This is a genomic window from Streptomyces sp. WAC03905, from assembly GCF_057371075.1.
In genome coordinates this window covers 142,275-165,653 of sequence record NZ_JBXYDZ010000003.1, presented here as the reverse complement: position 1 = coordinate 165,653, position 23,379 = coordinate 142,275, and the positions used below count along the sequence as shown (strand labels likewise).

General features: G+C 72.9%; 18 protein-coding genes. 11 read left to right on the top strand and 7 right to left on the bottom strand.

Annotated features, from left to right (window positions below; all coding sequences use genetic code 11):
• Window positions 1–229: 229 nt before the first annotated feature.
• From AC2RP6_RS03690 to AC2RP6_RS03680, 3 genes are all read left to right on the top strand, one after another.
• Window positions 230–2,053 (top strand): VanW family protein, encoded by a 1,824-nt coding sequence (locus AC2RP6_RS03690; protein ID WP_486444795.1) that lies wholly within the window; start codon window positions 230–232, stop codon window positions 2,051–2,053.
• Window positions 2,054–2,235: 182 nt separating this feature from the next.
• The gene (locus tag AC2RP6_RS03685) at window positions 2,236–4,872 is read left to right on the top strand and encodes a SpoIIE family protein phosphatase (RefSeq protein ID WP_486444794.1); all 2,637 of its coding nucleotides are present in this window, start codon (window positions 2,236–2,238) and stop codon (window positions 4,870–4,872) included.
• 54 nt (window positions 4,873–4,926) lie between these two features.
• A complete protein-coding gene (locus AC2RP6_RS03680; protein WP_486444793.1) occupies window positions 4,927–5,925 on the top strand; it encodes an RNA ligase family protein in 999 nt (332 codons plus the stop codon).
• A gap of 41 nt (window positions 5,926–5,966) precedes the next feature.
• Here AC2RP6_RS03680 and AC2RP6_RS03675 read toward each other — a convergent pair whose 3' ends face one another.
• Complete coding sequence (locus AC2RP6_RS03675; RefSeq protein WP_486444792.1) at window positions 5,967–8,051, bottom strand: SpoIIE family protein phosphatase; 2,085 nt, start codon at window positions 8,049–8,051, stop codon at window positions 5,967–5,969.
• A 315-nt stretch (window positions 8,052–8,366) separates the two neighbouring features.
• Here AC2RP6_RS03675 and AC2RP6_RS03670 point away from each other — a divergent pair, with 315 nt between their 5' ends.
• On the top strand, window positions 8,367–8,720 hold the full coding sequence (locus tag AC2RP6_RS03670) for a hypothetical protein (protein WP_486444791.1): 354 nt from the start codon (window positions 8,367–8,369) through the stop codon (window positions 8,718–8,720).
• Between the two features lie 45 nt (window positions 8,721–8,765).
• On the opposite strand, the gene AC2RP6_RS03665 is transcribed toward AC2RP6_RS03670, so the two are convergent.
• Both AC2RP6_RS03665 and AC2RP6_RS03660 read right to left on the bottom strand, forming a co-directional pair.
• Window positions 8,766–10,133, bottom strand: a complete 1,368-nt coding sequence (locus AC2RP6_RS03665) for a pyridoxal phosphate-dependent decarboxylase family protein (protein WP_486444790.1) — start codon at window positions 10,131–10,133, stop codon at window positions 8,766–8,768.
• Between the two features lie 114 nt (window positions 10,134–10,247).
• Entirely contained in the window at window positions 10,248–10,772 is a 525-nt protein-coding gene (locus AC2RP6_RS03660) for a flavoprotein (protein ID WP_486444789.1), read from the bottom strand.
• 294 nt (window positions 10,773–11,066) lie between these two features.
• On the opposite strand from AC2RP6_RS03660, the gene AC2RP6_RS03655 reads away from it, so the two are divergent.
• The 4 genes from AC2RP6_RS03655 to AC2RP6_RS03640 all read left to right on the top strand — a co-directional run bounded on the left by AC2RP6_RS03655 (window position 11,067) and on the right by AC2RP6_RS03640 (window position 14,895).
• On the top strand, window positions 11,067–11,912 hold the full coding sequence (locus AC2RP6_RS03655; RefSeq protein WP_486444788.1) for a hypothetical protein: 846 nt from the start codon (window positions 11,067–11,069) through the stop codon (window positions 11,910–11,912).
• A gap of 377 nt (window positions 11,913–12,289) precedes the next feature.
• Window positions 12,290–12,982, top strand: a complete 693-nt coding sequence (locus tag AC2RP6_RS03650; RefSeq protein ID WP_486444787.1) for a DUF6882 domain-containing protein — start codon at window positions 12,290–12,292, stop codon at window positions 12,980–12,982.
• 536 nt (window positions 12,983–13,518) lie between these two features.
• The gene (locus AC2RP6_RS03645; RefSeq protein WP_486444786.1) at window positions 13,519–14,163 is read left to right on the top strand and encodes a DUF4360 domain-containing protein; all 645 of its coding nucleotides are present in this window, start codon (window positions 13,519–13,521) and stop codon (window positions 14,161–14,163) included.
• A 48-nt stretch (window positions 14,164–14,211) separates the two neighbouring features.
• Window positions 14,212–14,895 (top strand): DUF4360 domain-containing protein, encoded by a 684-nt coding sequence (locus AC2RP6_RS03640; RefSeq protein ID WP_486444785.1) that lies wholly within the window; start codon window positions 14,212–14,214, stop codon window positions 14,893–14,895.
• An 85-nt stretch (window positions 14,896–14,980) separates the two neighbouring features.
• Here the strand turns inward: AC2RP6_RS03640 and AC2RP6_RS03635 are convergent, their stop codons facing one another.
• Complete coding sequence (locus AC2RP6_RS03635; protein ID WP_486444784.1) at window positions 14,981–15,445, bottom strand: hypothetical protein; 465 nt, start codon at window positions 15,443–15,445, stop codon at window positions 14,981–14,983.
• A 131-nt stretch (window positions 15,446–15,576) separates the two neighbouring features.
• Here AC2RP6_RS03635 and AC2RP6_RS03630 point away from each other — a divergent pair, with 131 nt between their 5' ends.
• From AC2RP6_RS03630 to AC2RP6_RS03620, 3 genes are all read left to right on the top strand, one after another.
• Window positions 15,577–16,128, top strand: coding sequence for a GNAT family N-acetyltransferase (locus tag AC2RP6_RS03630; protein ID WP_486444783.1), 552 nt, complete (start codon window positions 15,577–15,579; stop codon window positions 16,126–16,128).
• Window positions 16,129–16,338: 210 nt separating this feature from the next.
• A complete protein-coding gene (locus AC2RP6_RS03625; protein WP_486444782.1) occupies window positions 16,339–17,406 on the top strand; it encodes a hypothetical protein in 1,068 nt (355 codons plus the stop codon).
• A 388-nt stretch (window positions 17,407–17,794) separates the two neighbouring features.
• Complete coding sequence (locus AC2RP6_RS03620) at window positions 17,795–19,948, top strand: discoidin domain-containing protein (RefSeq protein WP_486444781.1); 2,154 nt, start codon at window positions 17,795–17,797, stop codon at window positions 19,946–19,948.
• A gap of 98 nt (window positions 19,949–20,046) precedes the next feature.
• On the opposite strand, the gene AC2RP6_RS03615 is transcribed toward AC2RP6_RS03620, so the two are convergent.
• The 3 genes from AC2RP6_RS03615 to AC2RP6_RS03605 are packed head-to-tail and all read right to left on the bottom strand — an operon-like array spanning window position 20,047 to window position 23,364.
• Window positions 20,047–21,426: a GH1 family beta-glucosidase gene (locus tag AC2RP6_RS03615; protein ID WP_486444780.1), complete on the bottom strand. Its 1,380-nt coding sequence runs from the start codon at window positions 21,424–21,426 to the stop codon at window positions 20,047–20,049.
• Window positions 21,423–22,322, bottom strand: a complete 900-nt coding sequence (locus tag AC2RP6_RS03610) for a carbohydrate ABC transporter permease (RefSeq protein ID WP_486444779.1) — start codon at window positions 22,320–22,322, stop codon at window positions 21,423–21,425. Before AC2RP6_RS03610 ends, AC2RP6_RS03615 begins: the two co-directional genes overlap by 4 nt.
• Window positions 22,312–23,364, bottom strand: coding sequence for a carbohydrate ABC transporter permease (locus tag AC2RP6_RS03605; protein ID WP_486444778.1), 1,053 nt, complete (start codon window positions 23,362–23,364; stop codon window positions 22,312–22,314). The genes AC2RP6_RS03610 and AC2RP6_RS03605 overlap by 11 nt, the downstream gene beginning before the upstream one ends.
• Between the last annotated feature and the right edge of the window lie 15 nt (window positions 23,365–23,379).

Genomic DNA, 23,379 nt, shown 5'->3' with positions numbered 1-23,379 from the left:
CTGCTGAGCAGCCGAGTTGCCGGTCGGAGCGGGTGCCGGAGCCCGCCCCGGACGGCCAGACCCGGCGGCGGGCGGGCCTCGGATTCCCACCGCCCCGGCATCGTGAGAACGGTTACATTCTTCCCTTATTTGCCCTTTTGGGTGAATCATGATTCCCGGAACTGTCGTCTATGGGCCGTGCGAGTCGCGGCCCGCGCCGCCCGGGACGGTCGGCGCCACTGGGAGTGACATGGGACGCGTGCGCGGCTGGACGGGCAACCGGCGGATGGCCCTGCCGATGGTGGCGGGCGGAGCCGTCGTCCTCGGGCTGGGCGGCCTCTACGTCACCGGACTGGTGGCCGGCGGCGACATCGACCAGGGCACCCGTGTGCGCGGCGTCGACATCGGCGGAATGACCGCCGCGCAGGCCCGCCGGGCGCTGGACAGCGGGCTCGGACCCGCCGCCGCGGCCCCCGTCGCCCTGAAGATCGGCGACCGCGTCGAGAAGGCCGATCCCGCCGCGCTCGGGCTGTCGCTCGATGCCGGGGCGACCGCCGACCGCGCCGTGCGCAAGGGCTACGACCCCGTCACCGTCATCGGCGGCCTCTTCGCCTCCGGCGACCGCGACGTCGAACCCGTGGTCCGCTCGGACGAGAAGAAGGGCCGGGCCGAGGTGGCCCGCATCGCCGAGGCCACCGCCCGCGGGCCCCGCGACGGCGCCATCGCCTTCGAGAAGGGCGCCGCGAAGGCCGTGACCCCCCTCACCGGCGTCACCCTCGTCCAGGACCGGGCCCTCGACACCCTCCGCGACTCCTACCTGCGCACGGACACGTCCCCGGTCGTGCTGCCGGTCGAGCGCACCGAGCCGGTCGTCGGAGCCGAGGAGACCGGCCGGGCCATGAAGCAGTTCGCGCAGCCCGCCATGTCGGGGCCCGTCGCGCTCACCGTCGCCGGGAAGAACCTGTCGATCACCCCCGCCGTGCTCGGCGCGCACCTGAAGATGCGGGCCGACGCCGAGGGCCGTCTCGTGCCCGCCCTCGACTCCAAGGGCCTGCTCGCCGACCCCGCAGTGGCCCGGCCGATCGAGGAGGTCAGCCGCCCGCCGCTGGACGCCGCACCCCGCGTGGGCCCCGACGGCACCGTGGTCCTGGCCCAGCAGAGCCGTGCGGGACGCAAGGTCACCGAGGACGCGCTCGGCAAGGCGGTGCTGCCGCTCCTGACCCGTACGGGCGCCGCCCGCAGCGGCGAGGTCGCCACGGTCGCCGTCCAGCCGGAGCTGACGAGCGAGGCGGCCCGGCTCGGCATCAAGGAGAAGCTCTCCTCCTTCACCGTCGAGTTCCCCGCCGCCCCCTACCGCAGCACCAACATCGGCCGCGCCGTGGAGCTGATCAACGGCTCGGTGGTCCAGCCGGGCAAGGAGTGGAGCTTCAACCGCACGGTCGGCGAGCGCACCAAGGAGAACGGCTTCGTCGACGGCATCATGATCAATGACGGCCAGTACGTGAAGTCGCCCGGCGGCGGCGTCTCCGCGGTCGCCACGACCATGTACAACGCCGTCTTCTTCGCGGGTCTCAAGCCCCTGGAGCACGGCGCCCACTCCTTCTACATCGAGCGCTACCCCGAGGGCCGCGAGGCCACCGTCGCCTGGGGCACCCTGGACCTGCGCTGGCTCAACGACTCCGGCCACCCCGTCTACGTACAGGCCCGGTCCACCGACACCTCGCTGACCATCACCCTCCTGGGGACGAAGAAGTACGACGAGATACGCGCGACCAAGGGCCCCCGCAGCAACATCACCCCGCCCGCGAAGCGCACCGGTACCGGACCCGCCTGCGAGGTCCAGACCCCCCTCGAAGGCTTCGACGTGACCGTCGGCCGGGTCTTCGTCCAGGGCGGCAAGGAAGTCCGCAACGAGGAGTTCAAGACCCACTACACCCCGCGCGACGAGGTCGTCTGCACCCCGGAGACCCCCGGGGGAGCGCAGCCGCCGGCCCCCACGGGGCAGACCGCGCCCGCACCGTCCGGCACCACCGCCGGCCACGTCAGCGCCGCGGCCGCACCCGGCTCGTCGTGACGGCGGCACGGGACGAGGCGTGACACTCCCGACGCGAATTGTGCATGCCGGGAGCCATGGAGGCCCGGAAGTGCTACAACTGGGTTCGTGACCATTCCTCGCCACCCGTGCCGGGCACGTCGGTGCGGTCACCCCTAGGCAACCGCTTCAGGAGCGTCGCCGGCCAGGTATTCGTCCTCCAGGTGGCGATCGTGGTGTTGCTCGCAGCCGGAGCACTCCTGGCCCTCGTGCTCCAGTCGCGGCACGACATCGACCGCGAGGCACGCAACCGGTCGGTGTCCGTCGCCGAGACCTTCGCGCGCTCCATCGGCCTCCAGCCCGCGCTGAAGACCTCCGACCCCTCCGCGCTCCTGCAGCCCCTCACCGAGGAGACGCGCAAGGCCGCCGGCGTCGACTTCATCGTGGTGATGGACACCAACGGCATCCGCTACACGCACCCCCAGCCGGACCGCATCGGGAAACGATTCGTCGGAACGATCAAACCCTCCCTCGCCGGGAACGTCCTGACCGAGAGCGTCCAGGGCCCGCTCGGCAAGGAGATCCAGGCGGTGGTCCCGGTCAAGGACGCCGACGGCAAGGTCGTCGCCCTCGTCTCGGCGGGTCTGACGGTCAAGAACGTCACCGGCGTCGTCGACCGCCAGCTCCCGGTCATCCTCCTGGCCATCGCCACCGGCATGGCCCTCGCCACCGTGGGCACCTGGCTGATCAGCAGACGCCTGCGCCGCCAGACCCACGGGCTCGGCACGCAGGAGATGACCCGCATGTACGAGCACCACGACGCGGTGCTCCACGCCGTCCGCGAAGGCGTCCTGATCACCGACGGCGACGGCCAGCTGCTCCTGGCCAACGACGAGGCCAAGCGCCTCCTCGGCCTGCCCGAGGACGCGGAGGGCCGCCACATCGGCGACGTTCCCGGCCTCGAACGCCGCATGGCCGACCTGCTGCTCTCCGGCCGCGAGGCCACCGACGAGGTGATCGGCTCCGGCGACCGCCTGCTCGTCGTCAACCAGCGGCCGACCCACCCCCGCGGCCGTCCCGAGGGCGCGGCGGTCACCATCCGCGACTCCACCGAGATGCAGATCCTCACCACCCGGGCCGAGACCGCCCGCAGGCGCCTCAAACTGCTGTACGACGCCGGCGGTGACATCGGCACCACCCTCGACGTGGTCCGCACCGCCGAGGAACTCGCCGCCGTCGCCGTACCCCGCTTCGCGGACTTCGTCACCGTCGACCTCGCCGACCAGGTCATCGACGGCGACGAGCCCGCGCCGGGAGCCGACATGCGGCGCACCGCGATCAGCGGCATCCGCTCCGACCACCCCCTGTACCCCGTCGGCCGGCTGATCGACTTCCTGCCGTCCACCCCGCAGGCCCGCGGCTACGGCACCGGCCGGGCGGAACTCGTCCCCGACCTGTCGCAGGCACCCGGCTGGCAGGCCCAGGACCCGCCCCGCGCCCGCGCCATCGTCGACTACGGCATCCACTCGCTCATCGCGGCCCCCCTCATGGCCCGGGGCGTCGTCCTCGGCGTGGTCAACTTCTGGCGGTCGCAGAAGCAGGAGCCCTTCGACGAGGACGAGCTGTCCCTCGCCGAGGAACTCGTCGCCCGCGCGGCGGTCAGCATGGACAACGCCCGGCGCTACACCCGCGAGCACGCCCTCGCCGTCACGCTCCAGCGCAGCCTGCTGCCGCGCGCCCTGCCCGAACAGAGCGCCATGGACGTCGCGCACTTCTACCTGCCCGCACAGTCGGGGGTCGGCGGCGACTGGTTCGACGTGATCCCGCTCCCCGGCAGCCGGGTCGCCCTGGTCGTCGGCGACGTCGTCGGACACGGCCTGCACGCCGCCGCCACCATGGGCCGGCTGCGCACCGCCGTCCACAACTTCTCCTCCCTCGACCTGCCGCCCGACGAGATCCTCGCCCGCCTGGACGACCTCGTACAGCGCATCGACCACGACCACAACGGCGACACCGACGACACGGACGGCGGCGGCGTCCTGGGCGCCACCTGCCTGTACGCCGTCTACGACCCGGTCTCCCAGCGCTGCACGATGGCCCGCGCCGGACACCTGCCGCCGCTCGTGGTCGCACCGGACGGCAGCACCCGCATCGTCGAACTGCCCGCCGGCCCCCCGCTGGGGCTGGGCGGCATGCCGTTCGAGACGGCGGAAGTGGAGCTGGCCGAGGGCAGCCAGCTGGTCCTCTACACCGACGGGCTGGTGGAGGAACGCACCCGTGACATCGGCGAGGGCCTGGAACTGCTCCGCGCGGCCCTGAGCCACGCCGACCGCGACCCCCACGACAGCTGCCGGGCCGTGCTCGACATGATGCTCCCGGCCCGGCCGACCGACGACGTGGCCCTGCTCATCGCGCGCACCCGGACCCTCGGCCCGGACCGGGTCGCCCAGTGGGACGTGCCCTTCGAGCCGAGCGCGGTCGGTGCCATGCGCAGCGTCGCCGCCAAGAAGCTCGACGAATGGGACCTGGGCGAGCTCGGCTTCGCGGCGGAACTGATCCTCAGCGAGCTGATCACGAACGCGTTGCGGCACGGGAGCGAGCCGGTGCGGGTCCGGCTCCTGCGCGACCACAACCTGACCTGCGAGGTCTGGGACGGCAGCAGCACGGCCCCCCACCTGCGCTACGCCGCCACCACCGACGAGGGCGGACGCGGACTGTTCCTGGTGGCGCAGCTCAGCGAGCACTGGGGCACCCGCTACACGCCCGAGGGCAAGGTCATCTGGGCGGAACTGGCCCTGCCCGGCACCCCCGGCGGCGGAGAGGCCGTCCTCCAGGCCTTCCTGGACGTCGACCCCCTCTGACGCCGCAGCCCCAGGCCGTACCGGGCTCGGCGAGCAGGTCGCTACCATCGGCCGGTGCACCGAGAAACCGGCTGGTCCCCCTATCCCAAGATCCCCGCGAACACCCGGCTGGGAGAGGCCCGCGGGCGGACCTGGGTGGCCCACGAGAAGATCCACGGCGCGAACTTCGCCGTCGTGTGCGACGCGGCGGGCGCCCACCCCGCCAAGCGACGCGAACTGCTCGGCGACGGCGGACTCGACGACTTCTTCGGTGTCGGCCGGATCTGGCCCGCCCTGGCGGTCGCGGCGACCCGCTGCGCCCAGGCGCTGCGGGAGGCCGTCGGCGCCGCGCCGTCGGCGGTCGTGACCGTGTACGGCGAACTGGCCGGCGGCCGCTATCCCCACCCCGACGTGCCGCCCGTGCCGGGCGCGGCGGCCGTGCAGACCGGTGTCTGGTACGCCCCCGACCTGGTCTGGCTGCCCTTCGACGCGACCGTGACCGACGGGGACGGGCCGTGCTGGGTCGCCGACCGCACCCTGCGGGCGGCGGCGGAGCGGGCCGGCCTGCGCTGCGTACCGCTGCTGGCCGAAGGGCCGCTCGCACGGCTCCAGGAACTGCCGGCGCTCTTCCCGACCCGGCTGCCCGGCCTGCTCGGCCTGCCTGCGCTGCCCGACAACCTCGCGGAGGGCCTCGTCGTCAAACCCGCGGGCGGGTCCCGCGGGCCCGCCCGGCCCATGGCCAAGGCCAAGCAGCCCGCCTTCGCCGAGGACGAACGGTTCGACGGCGCGCGCCCCTACGAGGCGCCCGCCGAAGGCGCCGCGGGCGTACCGGGCTGGCTGCTCGCCCACGGCACCGGCCTGCTCACCCCGGCCCGCGCCGCTTCGGCCGTCAGCAAGCTCGGACCCCGCACCCCGCCGCAGGAGCTGGCCGCCGAGATCGCGCGGGACGCCGCAGACGAGGTCGCCGACGGCCTGGGCGGCCTGGACGCGGCCGTGCGGCGCGCCCTGGAGGACTCCCTCCACGCCGGCGCCCTCGCCCTGGCCCGCTTCGACGCGTCCGACCGCCTGTCCTGACGCCACGGCCCCGGGTGCTCGTCCCGGCGGCCGCGCCGGGGTCAGCGGCCGCTCCGGTGGTTCGTGCCGATCCGGGCCGTCAGCAGGGCGATGTCGTCATCGGCCGACGCCGGGACGAGATGGGCGATCAACGAGTCGCACAGGTGGTCGAGGGGCTGGAGCGGCTCCGTGAGCAGCCCGGTCAACTCGCCCAGACGCTCGTCGATGTCCCGGTTGCGGGCCTCGATCAGCCCGTCGGTGTACAGCACGAGCAGGCTCCCCGCGGGGAGGGTGATGTCGGTCGTGGTGAAGGTGACCCCACCGACCCCGAGCGGGGCACCGGGCGGGGTCTTCACCAGGTAGACGGTGCCGTCCGGCTGCGCCACGGCGGGCGGCGGGTGACCGGCCCGCGTGACCGTGCAGTGGCCGGTCGCCGGGTCGCACACCACGTACAGGAACGTGGCGAGCATCGGCTCCGCGAGGTCCGCGAGGGTCGCCTCCAGCTGGTGCAGCAGCGCGGTCGGCGGCATGTCGAGCCGCGCCAGGGCGCGCACGGTCGCGGCCAGGCGCCCCATCACCGCGGCGGCGGCGATGCCGTGCCCCATCACGTCGCCCATGATCAGGCCGGCCCTGCCGCCGGTCAGGGGCACGACGTCGTACCAGTCCCCGCCGACCTCGTTGACGTCGCTCGCCGGGAGGTAACGGTGGGCGATCTCGATCCCCGGCGGCGGCGTGATGTGCTGCGGCAGCATGCTGCGCTGCAGTACGACCGCGGTCTCGTGCTCGTGGTGGTACAGGCGGGCGTTGTCGATGCTGATGGCGGTCCGCGCGGCCAGCTCCCCGGCGAGCGTGACGTCGTCCGCGCCGAACGGCTCGAAGGGCCGGGTGCGGAAGAAGGAGGCCACACCGAGGACCAGGCCCCGCGCGATCAGCGGGACCATCATGAACGAGTGCACGCCCGCCTCGACGAGCTGCGCGGGCCGGGGCGTGTGCCGGGCGGCCGGGGCCACGGCCATGGCGTCCAGCTGGGCCACGAGGAAGGGCTGGCGGGCCGAGAGGGCCTGGGTGTACGGGGCGGTCGTGGGGAAGGTGAGGGTCCTGCCGAGCGGCGCGAGGATCTGCGTGACGGCGGTACCGGCCAGCGGGGCCTTGCCCAGCCGGCGCAGCGCCACACCACCGGTCAGGCCCATCCCCGGTTCGTTGCCGCACGCCAGCGAGTCCAGGACGTCGACGGTGACCGCACTGGCCAGGTGGGGCACGGCCAGGTCGGCCAGCTCCTGCGCGGTGCGTTCGAGGTCGAGGCTGGCGCCGATCCGTGAGCTGGCCTCCGTGAGCAGGGCGAGCCGGCGCCGGCCCGCCTCGGCCTCGGTGTGGTCGCGCTGCTGCGTGGTGATGTCGAGCAGGGAGGCGATCACGCCGATCGCCTGGCCGCCGGGGTCCTCGGCCCGGACGTACGAGCACGCCCACACGTGGTCGTGCTCCGGGTCGGCGGGGGTCCGGCCGGTGCGCAGGCGGTTGAGGACCGGTTCGCCGGTCTCCAGCACCTGCCGCATCGCCTCCTCCATCTCGCCCGCGTTCACCTCCGGCAGGACCTCGGCCAGACGCCGGCCCACATGGGCCGATTCCGTCAGACCGTTCATCGCCTCCAGCGCCGGATTGACCTGCAGGAACCGCAGCTGTGTGTCCAGGACGGCGATCCCGACGGGAGAGCGGGCGAACAGGCCGTCCCACACCGCCGAGGCCCCCCTGATCCGCCGGGCCGCGTGGGCGTCCGCCGCGAACACCAGCACGGCCGACGCACCGTGCCGCCGATCGGGTACGGGGCAGGCCCAGATCTCCAGCTCCAGGGGATGGCCGTTGCGGTGCCAGGCGGTGACCGTGCCCATCACGCCGCGTCCGGTGGCCGCGGTCTCCCACAGGGACCGGCCCAGACTGCGGTCGGCGCCGGGGTGGAGGAGGTCGGCGATGTGCCGCCCGAGCACCTGGGGCGGGTCGTAGCCCAGCAGCTCCTGCGCGCCGTGGTTCCACCGCACGATCATCCCGTCGCCGCTCGTGGCCACGAGTGCCACCGGCAGGGCGCCCAGCCACCCGCCGGCGTCCTGGGCGGCGCTGCTGATGAGGTCCTGCAGCGGCATCTCCTCATGCATCCCGCACCCGCTCCTTCCGGGCGGACCCGGCCTCGGGGCACGGCGGCCCCGGGGCGCGGCGCGGCTCCTGCCGGCCGCTCGCCGAGTGCGGTCCGCGGCCGCTTCCGTTCCCCTTCATCACCTTCATCCTCGCTCCGGGCGACGGGCCGCGCCCCCCGGCCGCCGCACTCGGGTGGGGAGCCCGCCCGGGCCGGCGGGGCGCCGTGGCGGCCGGGTTCATCCGGTCGGCCGAGCACAGCAAGCCACCCGCGCCGCACCGGGCCACGCTGTGGGCAAGGACCGCACCGACACCACCGCACAGACGAGGACCGCACCATGTCCCACAGGCGACGTATCGGCATCATCGCGGGGGCCGCAGCGCTGCTGCTCGGCGCCACCGCTTGCTCGGGTCTGGGTCGGACCACGGTCGGCCAGCTCAGCTTCCGCGGCCACGACTCGCCGGTCGAGATCACCTACTCCAACAGCCTCGTCACGGGCTGCCACCGCATCGCCATTCCCGACGGGGCCACCCACGTCGAGAACAACACCCTCGTCGACGTCATCCTCTACCAGAACTTCGACTGCAAGCAGACCGACGAGCCGAACAACGGGATCTACGTGGCGACGACCCTCTCGAACGTGACCGCCCCCCGCGCCCGGCCCTGGCGGAGCTTCAGCGTCGTCCACTGACGCCGCCGGGCCGCGCCGCCGGCCCGGCGCGGGCAGCCGTCCCGGTCAGGGGCCCGCGGCGGCGCGCCGGATCGAATCCAGCGCGCGGGCCACGTCGTCGTCGTCCGTCGACCAGTTGCTCACCGAGATGCGCATGACCCGTCGGCCGTGCCAGGTCGACCCGCTGATCCACGTCGTACCGTCGTCGAGCAGCCGGGTGAGGACCCGCTCGGTGCGCTCGTCGTCGCCGAACTCGGCGCACACCTGAGTGAACACCACCTCGTTGAGTACTCGCGCGCCGTCGATCGCGGCGATGCCGTCGGCGAACGCGCAGGCGTGCCGGCACAGTCCGTCGACGAGGTCGGCGACCCCGGAGCGGCCGAGCGACCTCAGCGCCGCCCACACCGTGAACGCCCGCCCGCGACGGGAGAGCTCGGGGACCTTGTCGACCGGGTCCCCGTGTTCGTGCTGGATGAGGTAGTCGCCGCGCAGACCCATCGCGGCCCGGAGCGCGGACGGGTCGCGCACCACGGCGAGCCCGCAGTCGTAGGGGACGTTCAGGGTCTTGTGCGCGTCCGTCGCCCACGAATCGGCCGACGCGCAGCCCTCGGTCAGGTGCGCGTGGCGCGGCGAAGCGGCCGCCCACAGTCCGAAGGCCCCGTCGACGTGCACCCACGCTCCCGCCTCCCGGGCGGCGCGTACGGTCTCGGTGAAGGGGTCGAACGCGCCCGAGTGGATGTCCCCGGCCTGGAGGATCACGACGGCGGGACCCTCACCGCCCGACGCCAGGACGTGTCGCAGCGCCCGCGGATCCATGCGCCCCTGGCCGTCGGCGTCCACCAGGACGGGGGCGCCCAGCCCCAGGTAACGCAGCGCCAGGTCGACGGCCATGTGACGGTCCCGGCCGGCGACGGCCCGTACGCGCGGACCTCCGACGAGTCCGTCGCGGGCGACGCTCCAGCCGGAGCGGCGCAACACCTCGTCGCGCGCGGCGGCGAGGCAGGTGAAGTTCGCCATCGTGGCACCGGTGGTGAAGCCGACACCGGCGTCGTCCGGCAGACCGAGCAGGTCCAGCAGCCACGCGCCGGCGACCTCCTCCACCGCCGCGTACGCGGGTGAGGCGGCCCGCATCACCGCGTTCTGGTCCCAGGCGCTGACCAGCCAGTCGGCGGCGAGCGCGGCGGGCTCCGTACCACCTACCACGAACCCGTAGAACCGGCCGCTCGGGAACGCGGTCAGTCCCGGCTCGCAGGCCGTGGCGAGCAGGTCGACGACATCGGCCGGAACGCCGGGGCCGTCGGGCAGTTCGGTGCCGAGCGCGCGCACGGTCTCGTCGACCGAAGCGCGCGCGGGAACCCGCCGTTCGGACAGGCTCGCCAGCCACCGGACGGCATGCTCGTGCGCGCGCCGGAGCGCGGCCTCGCGCGCGTCCATACTTCGGACTATGGGACAGGAGCCGCCGCCCCGCAAGCCACGGCTCGTACGGTTGTTCCCCCGTCGGCCTGGCCGTGCGGGTCCGAGCGGCCGGTGCGCGCCGGTCCGCGCCGGTCAGTGCTGGACGGGGGTGACGTCGAGCCCGGCCAGGGCGGCGGTCCAGGGGAAGGGGGCCGCGTCGACGGCGGTGTTGTCGTGCGGGAGGAGCTGGACCCCGGCGTTGCGCAGCGTGGCGAGGGAGATCTCGTACTGGGGGTGCGCGGCGAGGGCGCTGTTGGTGCAGGAAATGGCGGTGACGGGGGTGCCGTTGCCGAGTGCCTCGGCGGCGAGGCCGACCGTCAGCCGGTCGGTGAGGCCGAGGGCCCAGGCGTTGACGGTGTTGAAGGTGGCGGGTGCGTAGAGGAGCGCGTCGGGGGCCGGCCACTGCTCCGGTTCGCCGGGCAGCCGGTACTGCCACAGGACCGGGTGGCCGGTCAGGGCGGCGAGCCCGTCGAGGCTCTCCGCGAGCCAGTGCGCGGCGGTGGGAGTGAGCCCGAGGCAGACGTTCCAGCCGCGGGCCTGGGCGTCTTCGATGACGCGGGCGACGTCGAAAACGGGCGGGGCGGCGGAGCAGAGCAGGTAGAGGGTCTTGGTGGTCATGCGGCCATATGATCATATCGCTTGACCTCAAGTGTGGTTGAGGGAGCAGGATCGAGTCCATCGGCGCACCGCAAGGTGCTCATCGGCGTCGAGGAGCCGGTCGAGTTCGCCCGGGGCGAGCCGGGACGGGGAGGTCGTTGACGAGGAAGGCGGACGGCCCCGGCTGCTGACCGCCTGCCGGAACACCCGGGTGGTGAAGGACCCCGGGCGGGCCTGACCCGGGGCGGGACACGGGGCCGCCACCCGCGCGGTGTCCGTGTCGCTGCGGGGCGGCGGGTGGGGGACAGTGGAGCTGTGGCCGACGTCGACGCGGTGGCAGCCGAGCTGTACGGGCTCAGGCCGGAGGAGTTCACGGCAGCCCGGGACGCCTACGTGGCCGGCGCGCGCAAGGCGGGGCAGCGGGACGTGGCGAAGCGCATCGCCGCCCTGCGCAAGCCCACGCTCGCGGTGTGGGCCGCCAACCGGCTCGCCCGCGCCGAGGCCGACCAGGCCCAGCACCTGCTGGAACTCGGGCGGGGGCTGCGCGAGGCGCACCGGACCCTGTCGGGCGAGGAATTGCGCAGACTGTCCCACCAGCAGCACGTGGTGATCGCGGCGATGGCCGGCGAGGCCCGGCGGCTGGCCGGAGAAGCGGGGCAGGAACTGTCCGCGGGGGTGCAGCGGGAGGTCGAGCAGATCCTGCGGAGCGTCCTCGCCGACCCGGAAGCGGCCAACGCCTGGGCGCGCGGAGCACTGGAGAAGGCGCCGCCCCCGGCCGTGGGCTTCGCCGAGGTGGCACCGGCACCGGGCACGGAGCCGCGCCCGCAGCAACAACCGGAGCAGGCAAGAAAATCGGGGAGGAAGCCGGAGCCGAAGCGGAAGCCGGAGGCGCAGCGGAAGCCGGCACCGGAACCGGACGTGCAGCAGGTCGCGCGCGCCGAGGAGGCCCTGGCCCGCGCACAGACGGAGCGGCAACGGGCCCGCACCGCCCTCGGCGCGCTCGACGAGCGCATCACGGAGCTGGAAGAGCGGCTGGCCGGTGCCCGGGAGGAGCGCGAGTCGCTCGCGGCCGCCACGGAGGCGGCCGACGCCCGCCACCGCGAGGCCGCCCGGGAGGCGAAGGCGGCCCGGACGGCCTCCCGGACGCCCCGGCGAGCCTGACCGGAGGGCAGCTGCCGCCCCGCACCAACGTCGGTGCCCCACTCGGGACTCGTGCCGATCAGGCCGGGCTCGCGGCGCCCCGCCACCGCGCGTCGCCGCGTCGTCCTCGGTCGGCGGCGCTCCGCGTCGCCTCCCCGGTCCGCCTTGCGAGCAACGCCGTCATGCACCGCTCCCCGATCCGGCCCGACCGACGGGACACCCCTAGCCCTGTCGTCAAAGTTGCACCTGGCCCGCGGCGCCCGGCACCGCACCTCGCGGCGTTGTCGGGGCGCCCAAGTACGTCCAGTACTCGGGCGCCCCTCCGCCTTGCGATGCACGGCACCGGACACCGCGGGCCTGACCGGCGCCACTTTGACGACAGGACCTAGGCTCATGACATGATCATGAAGACAGAGTTCAGTGACGCGTTCCTGCTGGAAGCGGAACGGCACGCGGCCTGGGGCGCCGCACAACTGGAGGCCCTGACCGGGTTCATGCCCACGGGTGCCTGGACGGCGGACCTGGAGGCGTGCCTTTACCGGCAGGGCGACCTGGAACTGCGGATCGCCGTCCTGGGCACCTACGACCTCGGGGAGCGGACCTGGATGTGGGGCTGGGCCAATCCGGGGCTGCGCGGCAGCGAGGTCGTCGCCCTGACCGGCGCGATCGGACGCTACGGACGGGCCCACGGGATCGCCGAGTTCACCGAGGAGGTCCTGGACCTGTCCGGCTTCGAGGACCCCCGCCGGGCCGCGGAGACTCTGGCCTTCGCGGGCATGGGCGTGGCCGAGGCGCCCGGTTACCTGGGTCTTCCGGCGGGGCCGGACAGCCGCGTCTACTTCCTCCCGGACGATCCGCGGGTGCCGCGCGCCGGCCTCGACGCGGTGGCCCTGCCGCGCCGACTGATGACCGGGGCCGGCCTGATCGGCCGGTCGGCCCGGCGGGTGGTCACCGGCTACCTGGAGCACCACGGCCTGCCGTCGCGGGAGGAGGGAAACCTGATCCGGGCCGACCTGCCCGGTGGCGGCGCGGCGGAGGTCGAGTTCGACGCCGCCGACCGCATCGCCGCCGTACGCCTGACCGCGCTCTGACCGACGGCCCGGCCGCCGACACCGGGCATCACCGCCCGGATGCGACCCCCGGCCGCGGCCGGGCCGTGGTGCCCGATTTCCGGACCGCGCCCTGCGGTCCGCGTGCCCACCGACGGCGGCGGAGGGGCACGCCATCCCGTCGCGTCCGGCCAAGTTGCGGACCGTGCGCGTCACGCTCCGCCGGGGGGCCCGGTCCGCCGACCGCCGCTCCACCTGCGCTGCGCCCGGAACGCGGTCCACCTCCGCGGGCGGGTGACGCCCGGGTCGGGTGTTCCTGCCGGGACCGGCGTGGGCTCCGCCCCTCCACCGAACCGGGCCATTCCGGTTCATGGCGGGCGTCGCCACGGCGGGCGCGAAGGGTCGCCCCGGCCGTGGACCGGATACGCGTCGTCGAAGCGGAATTCGGCCAAGGGGTCGGTGCGCGCCCCGGCTCCGGGCGGTTGTCCATATCCCGTCCTGTTGCCGCACCCGGCCGCGTGGTGGCATGTCCATGCCGAAATTCGGATCGGCGGCCCCCGATGAATGGAGAAACAAGGATGTTGCTCCGCAAACTGACCGTCGGCGCGGCGGTGGTGGCGTTGTCCACCCTGGCGATGCCGGCACAAGCCCACGACGCCACGTATCCACCCGGGAGAATCACCGTCGACGTCGTGGGCGTGAACGGTTCGGGGTGTCCCCAGGGCACGGCCAGCGTGGCCGCCGCCTCCGACAACACCTCCTTCACGGTCACGTACAGCGACTACCTCGCGCAGACCGGCGCCGGCTCGGGCGGCACCGACTTCCGCAAGAACTGCCAGCTCGCCCTCCAGATCCACGTGCCGCAGGGCTACACGTACGCCATCGCCCGGGCGGACTACCGGGGCTTCGCCCACCTCCAGCGCGGCGCCTACGGCCAGGAGCGCGCCAACTACTACTTCCAGGGCATGGCCCAGACGACCCGCAGGACCCACCAGTTCAACGGCCCCTACTCCGACAACTGGCAGGCGAGCGACCAGACGGAGTACGCCGACCTGGTCTGGGCGCCGTGCGGCGAGGAGCGCAACCTCAACGTCAACAGCGAACTGCGCGTGTACGCGGGAACGTCGAGCCCGCAGGCCCTCAGTTTCATGAGCATGGACTCCACGGACGGCAGCGTCAGCACGGTCTACCACTTCGCCTGGAAGGAATGTCCTGCGGTCTGACAGGGCGTGAGCCTCGGAACCAGCACATCACGGTCAGGAGTGACAACGATGTCCCATTCCCTGCCCCGCACCCTGTTCACCGGCGCCGCGGCCGCGGCACTGATCGCCACCGCCACCCCGGCCGGAGCCGCCGGCGCCACCCCGCAGATCACCGCACCGCCCGACAAGATCGTGATCGAGTTGGCCACGGTGAACGGCTCGGGCTGTCGGGAGGGCACGGCGGAAGTGGCGGTCGCGCCCGACAACACGGCCTTCACCGTCACCTACAGCGACTACCTCGCCCAGGTCGGGCCCGGTGCCCCGCCGACCGGATTCCGCAAGAACTGCCAGCTCAATCTGCGGGTCCACGTCCCCTCGGGATTCACCTACGCCATTGTCCAGGCGGACTACCGCGGATTCGCATTCCTCCAACCCGGCGCATGGGGCCAGGAGAAGGCGAACTACTACTTCCAGGGAATGCCGCAGACGACCCAGCGCACCCACCAGTTCAACGGTCCGCTGAATGACAACTGGCAGGCGACCGACCGCACGGAGTACGCGGACCTCGTCTGGGCGCCGTGCGGCGAAAAGCGCAATTTCAACATCAACACCGAACTGCGCGTCAACGCGGGCACGTCGAACCCGCAGTCGGCCACCAGCTTCATGACCATGGACTCCACCGATGCCAGCGTGAGCACCCTGTACCACCTCGCCTGGCAGGCCTGCCCGGCTCCCCGGCCGCGGCCCAGCTGAGCCACGCGGGCATCCTGATCGGTCTCGTCGCACGAGACCGAACGGCGGTGCGGGCACCGTGGGCCCGTACCGCCGTCCCGGCCGCTCAGGCCGTGCGCCGCGGCCCCTCGCGAAAGTGGGCTCGGGCCGCCGGCAGGTACATCGGGACGACCGCGGCCGCGGCCAGCACATCGGGCAGGGCGTTGACGACGGCCCACCACGCCGGGTCGATGCCGTCCACACCGAGACCGCCGACCCGGAAGAGCAGGAACACCGCACCCACGACCGTCAGTACGGCCCGGGCCCAGCCGCGCCCGGCCCGCATCCGCACCGCGACGAACAGCCACGCGGCCAGGAGCACGCCCAGTACACCGGCCGACCAGGCGAGTCGAGTCAGCGCGGCGCCCCGCCCGGAGAACTCGGTCAGCTCGTCCAGGCCGGTGGGCGGCACCACGAACGCCCCCAGGACCCACACCAGGACCTCCGCCGCGACGGCCGCCAGGGTGAGTGCCCACGCCGCCTCTGTCTCCTTCGGGCGCCCTGGGCCCGCGCTGCCCGTACCTGTCTCCATGACGGCCTCCTTCCGGGGTACGCACCGTGAGAGGGCGAACGGGCCTTCGGGGTTGCCCCTGTTCGCCGTCCGCTGTCCGCCGTCGTCCGCCGTCCGGCCATCCCGCGCCGGTCATCGGATAGGTTGGCGCGATGCCGGAACTGCGAACCGAACGGCTTGTCCTGCGCTCATGGCGGGAGGCCGACCTGCGCCCCTGGGCGGCGATGAACGCCGACCCCGAAGTCCGCGAGCACTTCGGCGGCGTCCTCACCCGTGCGCAGAGCGAGGCCTCCGTGGCCCGCTTCCAGGCGGCCATCGAACAGCGGGGCTGGGGCTGGTGGGCCGTCGAGGTGCAGGACACCGGTGAGTTCATCGGCTTCACGGGACTGGACCCGGTCGACGAGGACATGCCGTTCACCGGCGTGGAGGCCGGCTGGCGGCTGGCCCGCTCGGCCTGGGGGCACGGCTACGCCACCGAGGCCGCCCTCGCCGCCGTCGCCTTCGGGTTCGACACCCTCGCGCTGCCCGAGGTCCTCGCGGTGACCACGGCCACCAACCTCCGCTCCCGGGCGGTGATGCGCCGCATCGGCATGACCCGTGATCCGGCCGACGACTTCGACGACCCGACGGTGCCCGAAGGGCCGCGGCGCCGGAGCGTGGTGTACCGGCTCCGGGCACAGGACCGCCGCCCCGCCGGGAGGTGACCGCCCCGCCGCCGCGCGCACGGACGTGCGGCGGGCCCGGGGCGGCTGACCTGCACGGGAGTTGACGTCACGGGGCCGGGGGCCGTGCACGGACGCTGCCCGGGGCGGGTTACCGTAGCCCTTCATCCGAGGGGGACAACAGACATGTCGCAGAACACGGGGTGGGCTCAGCACCCGGGACAGCCCGTTCCACCATGGGGAGGCGGCTGGGTGCCGCCGTCGGCGCCGAAACCGGGCGTCATACCCCTCCAGCCGCTCAGCCTGGGGGACATACTCGGCGGTGCCTTCTCGGCCTTCCGCCGGAACTGGAAGGCCCTGGTCGGCATCATCGTCGCCGTGCAGGGGCTCGGGGTCCTGCTCGTGGGCCTCGCGATCGGCATCGGCGTCGCGGTCGTGTCCGACCGGTTCTCCGCCGTCTTCGACCTCGGGCCGGGGGAGACCGCCGCCGACGAGGACGTGATGGCCCTGGTCCTGGCCTTCGTGCCGGCTCTCGTGCTCCTGATGGTCACGCTGACGGTCGGGGCGGCGCTGATCAGCGCACTGGGTCCGGCCGTCATCCAGGAGGCCGTCCTGGGCCGCACCGCCACCTTCGGCGCGATGTGGCGCCGAACCTGGTCCCGGCTGCCGGCGGTGCTCGGCAGCATGCTGCTCACCGCGCTGATCGCGGGCGGCCCGATGCTGGTCGTCTACGCGGTCTGCGTGCCGCTCGTCGTCCTGTCCGCCGACGGATCCGGGCCGCCGGCCGCACTGCTCGTGCTGATCCTCGGTGTCCTGGTCTGCCTGCCCGTCTCGATCTGGCTCATGACCCGGCTCAGCCTCGCGCCCGCCGTCGCGGTCTGCGAAGGGCTCGGCACCGTCGCCTCGCTGCGGCGCTCCGCGCACCTGGTCAAGGACGGCTGGTGGCGGGTGTTCGGCATCTCCATGCTGGGCTCCTTCGTGGCGATGGCCGTGGGCTACGTCATCCAGATGCCGTTCAGCTTCATCGGCCTGGCGGCGTTCCTGCCGAGCGTCCTGGGGGCGGACGACGGGAACGGAGACCCGGAGATGGCGGTCGCCGGACTCGGCATCTACGTCCTGTGCATGGTGATCGGCGGCCTGGCCAGCGGGATCTTCCAGTTCGGCTTCCCGCCGCTGGTCCTGTCCCTGCTTTACGTGGACCTGCGCGTCCGCAAGGAGAACCTCGCGGAGACCCTGATCGCGGCGTCGGCCCCCGCCGGCACCCCGCCCCCGCCGACTTCGGCCCCGCCTACCCCGGCCCCGTCACCCGACCGGCCATGACGGCGTCCGACCGAGGCGTCGGACGACGGTGATGCGGGGGCTCGCCCAGGGGGCGGGCCCCCGTGGCCGTGTAAAGCATCGAACGCATGGTGGTTCTTGTCGCCTCTCTGGAGTCACTTCCTGAACTACCGATCGTGATCGGCTGCGGCGGGTCCCGTCGGCGGTGCTTACGGGGGCGCACGCTCGGTTTGCCAGTACAGCCACGGCGAAATTTTTCGTCAATGCTTTTCACAAGGATTGAAGAAACAGCGAGTTCACAGCCCTGCCCCGCATGTGACGTCCCGTGCGGCCTTCGCTTCGTGAACGCTCAAACCCTTGACGGCCTTCCCGGCGGGCAGTTCACTCACGCTTCGATCCCCCCGGATCCTCGACGTCAGGAGCACCCCACATGCCTCCACGCCCCAGGCCGTCCCTCGCGGCGGCGCTCGCGGCCGCACTGGTCGCCGCCCTCCTCGTGCTGCTGCCCGGCAGCGCGACCGCCCAGGCCGCACCCGTCCTGCTCTCCCAGGGCAGGCCGGCGACCGCCTCCAGTACCGAAGGTGCCGGCACCCCCGCCTCTGCCGCCGTCGACGGCGACAACGGCACCCGCTGGTCGAGCCAGTTCGCCGACCCGCAGTGGATACAGGTCGACCTCGGTACCCCCGCCCTGCTGAGCCAGGTGGTGCTGCGCTGGGAGACCGCCCACGCCCGCGCCTACCGGATCGAGCTGTCCACGGACGGATCGCACTGGACCACGGCCTACTCCACCGCCGCCGGCACCGGCGGCGTGCAGACCCTCGACATCACCGGCACCGCCCGGTACGTGCGCGTATACGGGACCGAGCGCGCCACCGCCTGGGGCTACTCGCTCTGGGAGGTCCAGGTCTACGGGACCACCGACACCGGCCCCGCCCTCCCCGGCGGCGGCGACCTCGGCCCGAACGTGATCGTCTTCGACCCGTCCACCCCCGGCATCCAGGCCCGGCTCGACCAGGTGTTCCAGCAGCAGGAGTCCGCGCAGTTCGGCTCGGGCCGCTACCAGTTCCTCTTCAAGCCGGGGACCTACAACGGCCTCAACGCCCAGATCGGCTTCTACACATCCATCTCCGGCCTCGGCCTGAGTCCCGACGACACCACCATCAACGGTGACGTCACCGTCGACGCGGGCTGGTTCAACGGCAACGCCACCCAGAACTTCTGGCGCTCCGCCGAGAACCTGGCCCTCAACCCGGTCAACGGCACCGACCGCTGGGCCGTCTCCCAGGCCGCCCCCTTCCGCCGGATGCACGTCAGGGGCGGCCTCAACCTCGCCCCGAACGGCTACGGCTGGGCCTCCGGCGGCTACATCGCCGACTCCAAGATCGACGGCCAGGTGGGCAACTACTCGCAGCAGCAGTGGTACACCCGGGACAGCTCGATCGGCGGCTGGTCCAACGGCGTCTGGAACCAGGTCTTCTCCGGCACCCAGGGCGCACCCGCGCAGGGCTTCCCGAACCCGCCGTACACCACCCTCGACACCACGCCCGTCTCGCGCGAGAAGCCCTTCCTGTACCTCGACGGCAACGACTACAAGGTGTTCGTACCGAGCAAGCGGACCGGCGCGCGCGGTACCTCGTGGGGCAACGGAACCGCCCCGCAGGGCAGTTCGATCCCGCTCGGCCAGTTCTACGTGGTCAAGCCGGGTGCGAGCGCCGCGACCATCAACCAGGCGCTGACCCAGGGCCTGCACCTGCTGTTCACCCCGGGCGTCTACCACGTCGACCGGACCATCCAGGTCAATCGCCCCGGCACCGTGGTACTGGGCCTCGGCCTCGCCACCATCGTCCCCGACAACGGGGTGACCGCCATGAAGGTCGGTGACGTCGACGGGGTCCGCCTGGCCGGCTTCCTGATCGACGCCGGCCCCGTCAACTCACCCTCCCTGCTGGAGGTCGGCCCCGCCGGCACCACCACCGACCACGCCGGCGACCCGACCACCGTGCAGGACGTGTTCATCCGCGTCGGCGGGGCCGGGCCGGGCAAGGCCACCGTCGGCATGGTCGTCAACAACCACGACACGATCGTCGACCACACCTGGATCTGGCGGGCCGACCACGGCGACGGCGTCGGATGGGAGACCAACCGCTCCGACTACGGTTTCCGCGTCAACGGCGACGACGTCCTCGCCACCGGGCTCTTCGTGGAGCACTTCAACAAGTACGACGTGCAGTGGAACGGCGAACGCGGCCGGACGATCTTCTTCCAGAACGAGAAGGCGTACGACGCACCCAACCAGGCGGCGATCCAGAACGGCTCCGTCAAGGGTTACGCCGCCTACCAGGTGGCCGACTCCGTCAACGCCCACGAGGGCTGGGGCCTGGGCAGTTACTGCTACTACAACGTCGACCCGACGATCCGCCAGGAGCACGGTTTCCAGGCACCGGTCAAGCCGGGCGTGCGGTTCCACGACCTGCTGGTGGTCTCGCTCGGCGGCAACGGACAGTACGAGCACGTGATCAACAGCGTGGGCGCCCCGACCTCGGGCACCTCCACCGTCCCGTCCACGATCGTCTCCTTCCCCTGACCCGACACCGACACCGACACCGACACCGACCCCGATCCCAGGAAGGCGCTGCGGGGCGGCCGGAGCCGCCCCGCAGCGCCACCGTCCGCGGCGCGCCGTCACCCTCTCCGGTGGGCGGCGATGATCCCGGCGTAGTGGCGGCCGCTCGATTTCACCGTGCGCCGCTGGGTGGCGTAGTCGACGTGGACCAGGCCGAAGCGCTTGTCGTAGCCGTAGGCCCACTCGAAGTTGTCCAGCAGCGACCACGCGTAGTACCCGGCCACCCGTGCGCCCCTGCGGGCGGCGCGGGCGCAGGCGGCGAGATGGGCGGTGAGGTAGGCGGCCCGTTCCGGGTCGTGCACGCTGCCGTCCGGGGCGACGGTGTCCGGGTAGGCCGAGCCGTTCTCGGTGATGTGGATCGGCCCCGCGCCGTACTCCAGGTGCAGGCGCATGATCAGCGTTTCGAGGCCGCCGGCGTCGACCTCCCAGTCCATCCCGGTGCGATGGACACCGGGACGCGCGACCTGCCGGGCGTAGGGGGCCGGGCCGTCCGGGTCGGCGATGACCACCTGCGGGAAGTAGTAGTTGAGCCCGAGCCAGTCCGGCGGAGCGGCGATGGCGGCGAGGTCGCCCGGCCGCTCGGGGAGGTCGACCCGGTACACCTCGCGCATGTCGGCGGGGAACCCGCGGCCGTGGACGGGGTCGAGCCACCAGCGGTTGACGTGCCCGTCCATCCGGCGAGCGGCGGCCAGGTCGGCGTCGCGGGGGGTGGCCGGCTCGACGGTGGAGAGGTTGTTCACGATGCCGACGCGGGCGCCGGGCGCGGCCGCCCGGACGGCGCGGGCGGCGAGCCCGTGCCCGAGGAGGAGGTGGTAGGAGGCACGGACGGCCGCGGTCAGGTCGGTCAGACCCGGCGCCATCCGGCCCTCCAGATGGCCGATCCAGGCGGAGCACAGCGGCTCGTTGAGGGTGGTCCACTGGGTGACCCGGTCGCCGAGGCGCGCGGCGACGAGCCCCGCGTACGAGGCGAAGTGCTCGGCGGTGTCCCGTTCGGGCCAGCCCCCGCGGTCCTGGAGGGCCTGCGGGAGGTCCCAGTGGTAGAGGGTGACGGAGGGCTGGATGCCGGCGGCGAGGAGCGCGTCGACCAGGCGGTCGTAGAAGTCCAGGCCCTTGGGGTTGACCGGGCCGTCGCCACCGGGCAGGACGCGCGGCCAGGCGACGGAGAGCCGGTAGGCGTTGGTGCCCAGCTCCCGCATCAGCGCGATGTCCTCGGGCCAGCGGTGGTAGTGGTCGCAGGCGGTGTCTCCGGTGTGGCCGCCGTCGACCGCGCCGGGGACGCGGGAGAAGGTGTCCCAGATGGACGGGCCCCGGCCGTCCTCGTCGACGGCCCCTTCGATCTGGTAGGCGGAGGTGGCGGTGCCCCACAGGAAGTCGCGGGGCAGCGCACGCACGTCGACGGCGTCCGTGCCGGTGCCGGGAAGGCTTTCGGAGAGGGTCATTTGACGGCTCCTGCCGTGAGTCCGGCCACCAGGTACTTCTGCAGCAGAAGGAACCCGGCGACGACGGGGATGCTGACGACGAGCGAGGCGGCCATGATCTGGTTCCAGTAGACGTCGTTCTGCGTGGAGTAGCCCTGCAGGCCGACGGCCAGGGTGCGGGTGGCGTCGTTGGTCATGACGGAGGCGAACAGGACCTCGCCCCACGCCGTCATGAAGGCGTAGACGGCGACGGCGACGATGCCCGGCACGGCGGCCGGCACCACCACGCGGAAGAGGGCGCCGAGGGGCCCGCAGCCGTCGACGGTGGCCGCCTCGTCGAGGTCGCGCGGCACCGAGTCGAAGTAGCCGATGAGCATCCAGATGGAGAAGGGGAGGGAGAAGGTGAGGTACGTGAGGATCAGCGCGCCGCGGGACCCGTAGAGGGCGATCCCGGTGGCGTTGCCGATGTTCACGAAGAGCAGGAACAGCGGCAGCAGGAAGAGGATCCCGGGGAACATCTGGGTGGAGAGCACCGTCAGGGTGAACAGGCGCCTGCCGCGGAAGCGGTGGCGGCTGACGGCGTAGGCCGCGAAGACGGCGATGACCACGGACGCGACGGTGGCGGTGCCCGCCACGATCAGCGAGTTCACCAGGTACTCGGCGAGCGGGACGGTGTGCCAGATGTCGGCGTAGGGGCGCAGCGTGAGCCCGCTCGGGATCCACCGGAAGCGTGCCGAGACGTCCTGGAGCGGTTTGAGGGAGGTGGTGACCATCACGAAGACGGGCGGCAGGGTGAAGGCGGCGAGGAGGGTGAGGAAGGCGGCCCGCAGCGTCCGGAACGAGGCCGGCGGATCGAGCGGGCCCCGGCCGCGGGTACGGGTGCGGCCGCCCTCGGTGGAGTGCGTACTAGCGGGCATCGGCGTCCTTCCGGCCGCGACCGGTCAGGAGGAGGTACGCGGCGGTGACGAGGAGCAGGAAGAGCAGCAGCAGCACCGACATGGCCGAGCCGGTGCCGAAGTTCCAGGTGACGAAGCTCGATTGGTAGATGTGGACGGAGACGAGGTCGGCGGCCTCGGGGGCCGCTCTGCCGAACAGCAGGAAGGGGGTGTTGAAGTCGTTGAAGGTCCACAGGAACAGGACGAGGACCAGCACCTGGTTGACGGGGCCCAGCGAGGGCAGGGTGATGCGCCGGATCTGCTGCCACACGTCCGCGCCGTCGAGCGCCGCCGCCTCGTACAGGTCCCGGGGGATGTTCTGCAGGGCGGCCGTCACGATGAGGAAGGCGAAGGGCCAGCTCTTCCAGACGGAGACGGTCAGCATCGCCCAGAAGCTGTTGTCGCCGATCAGCCAGAAGGTGTTCTCGGCGCCGCCGAGGCCGAGCTGGTCGTGGAGGACGTGGTTCACCAGGCCGTTGTCCCGCTGGAACATGAACGCCCAGGTGATGACCGCGGCGTACGCGGGCAGGGCGTACGGGACGAAGAACAGCGCGCGCAGCAGGCCGCGGCCGCGGAAGGAGTGCTGCGTGAAGACGGCGGCGGCGGTTCCCAGCAGCCAGCACAGGGTGACGGACAGGACGGTGAACAGGCAGGTGGTGAGGAAGGAGTCGAGGAGTGCCTTGCCGACGGGCCGGCTGACGTCGACGGCGAGGTCGTAGTTGTCGAAGCCCGTCCACGGGGCCCGGGACCAGTCCCGGACGAAGAACTGGGTGAGCCGGCGGAAGCTCATGAGGATGCCCGTCACCATGGGCACCAGGTGGACGAGCAGTTCGAGCAGCAGGGCCGGGAGCAGCAGGAGGTAGGGCAGGGCGCCGCGGCGCAGTCGTCCGGGGCGGCGGTGGCCGCCGCCGGACCGGCGCGGGGGCGCGAGGCCGCCGCCCCCGGTCCGGCCCCCGGTCCGGCTCGCGGCTGTCGTCCCGGCGGCGGGCGCCGGGGGCGGGGAGGTCGTTGTCGCGGGGGTCAAGGGCGCGGAGGTCAT

Coding starts and splice junctions, on each gene's coding strand:
- AC2RP6_RS03620 (WP_486444781.1), top strand. CDS start 17,795: ATGCCTCCACGCCCCAGGCCGTCCCTCGCGGCGGCGCTCGCGGCCGCA.
- AC2RP6_RS03690 (WP_486444795.1), top strand. CDS start 230: ATGGGACGCGTGCGCGGCTGGACGGGCAACCGGCGGATGGCCCTGCCG.
- AC2RP6_RS03630 (WP_486444783.1), top strand. CDS start 15,577: ATGCCGGAACTGCGAACCGAACGGCTTGTCCTGCGCTCATGGCGGGAG.
- AC2RP6_RS03610 (WP_486444779.1), bottom strand. CDS start 22,322: ATGCCCGCTAGTACGCACTCCACCGAGGGCGGCCGCACCCGTACCCGC.
- AC2RP6_RS03660 (WP_486444789.1), bottom strand. CDS start 10,772: ATGACCACCAAGACCCTCTACCTGCTCTGCTCCGCCGCCCCGCCCGTT.
- AC2RP6_RS03635 (WP_486444784.1), bottom strand. CDS start 15,445: ATGGAGACAGGTACGGGCAGCGCGGGCCCAGGGCGCCCGAAGGAGACA.
- AC2RP6_RS03675 (WP_486444792.1), bottom strand. CDS start 8,051: ATGCATGAGGAGATGCCGCTGCAGGACCTCATCAGCAGCGCCGCCCAG.
- AC2RP6_RS03670 (WP_486444791.1), top strand. CDS start 8,367: ATGTCCCACAGGCGACGTATCGGCATCATCGCGGGGGCCGCAGCGCTG.
- AC2RP6_RS03665 (WP_486444790.1), bottom strand. CDS start 10,133: ATGGACGCGCGCGAGGCCGCGCTCCGGCGCGCGCACGAGCATGCCGTC.
- AC2RP6_RS03650 (WP_486444787.1), top strand. CDS start 12,290: ATGATCATGAAGACAGAGTTCAGTGACGCGTTCCTGCTGGAAGCGGAA.
- AC2RP6_RS03615 (WP_486444780.1), bottom strand. CDS start 21,426: ATGACCCTCTCCGAAAGCCTTCCCGGCACCGGCACGGACGCCGTCGAC.
- AC2RP6_RS03640 (WP_486444785.1), top strand. CDS start 14,212: ATGTCCCATTCCCTGCCCCGCACCCTGTTCACCGGCGCCGCGGCCGCG.
- AC2RP6_RS03645 (WP_486444786.1), top strand. CDS start 13,519: ATGTTGCTCCGCAAACTGACCGTCGGCGCGGCGGTGGTGGCGTTGTCC.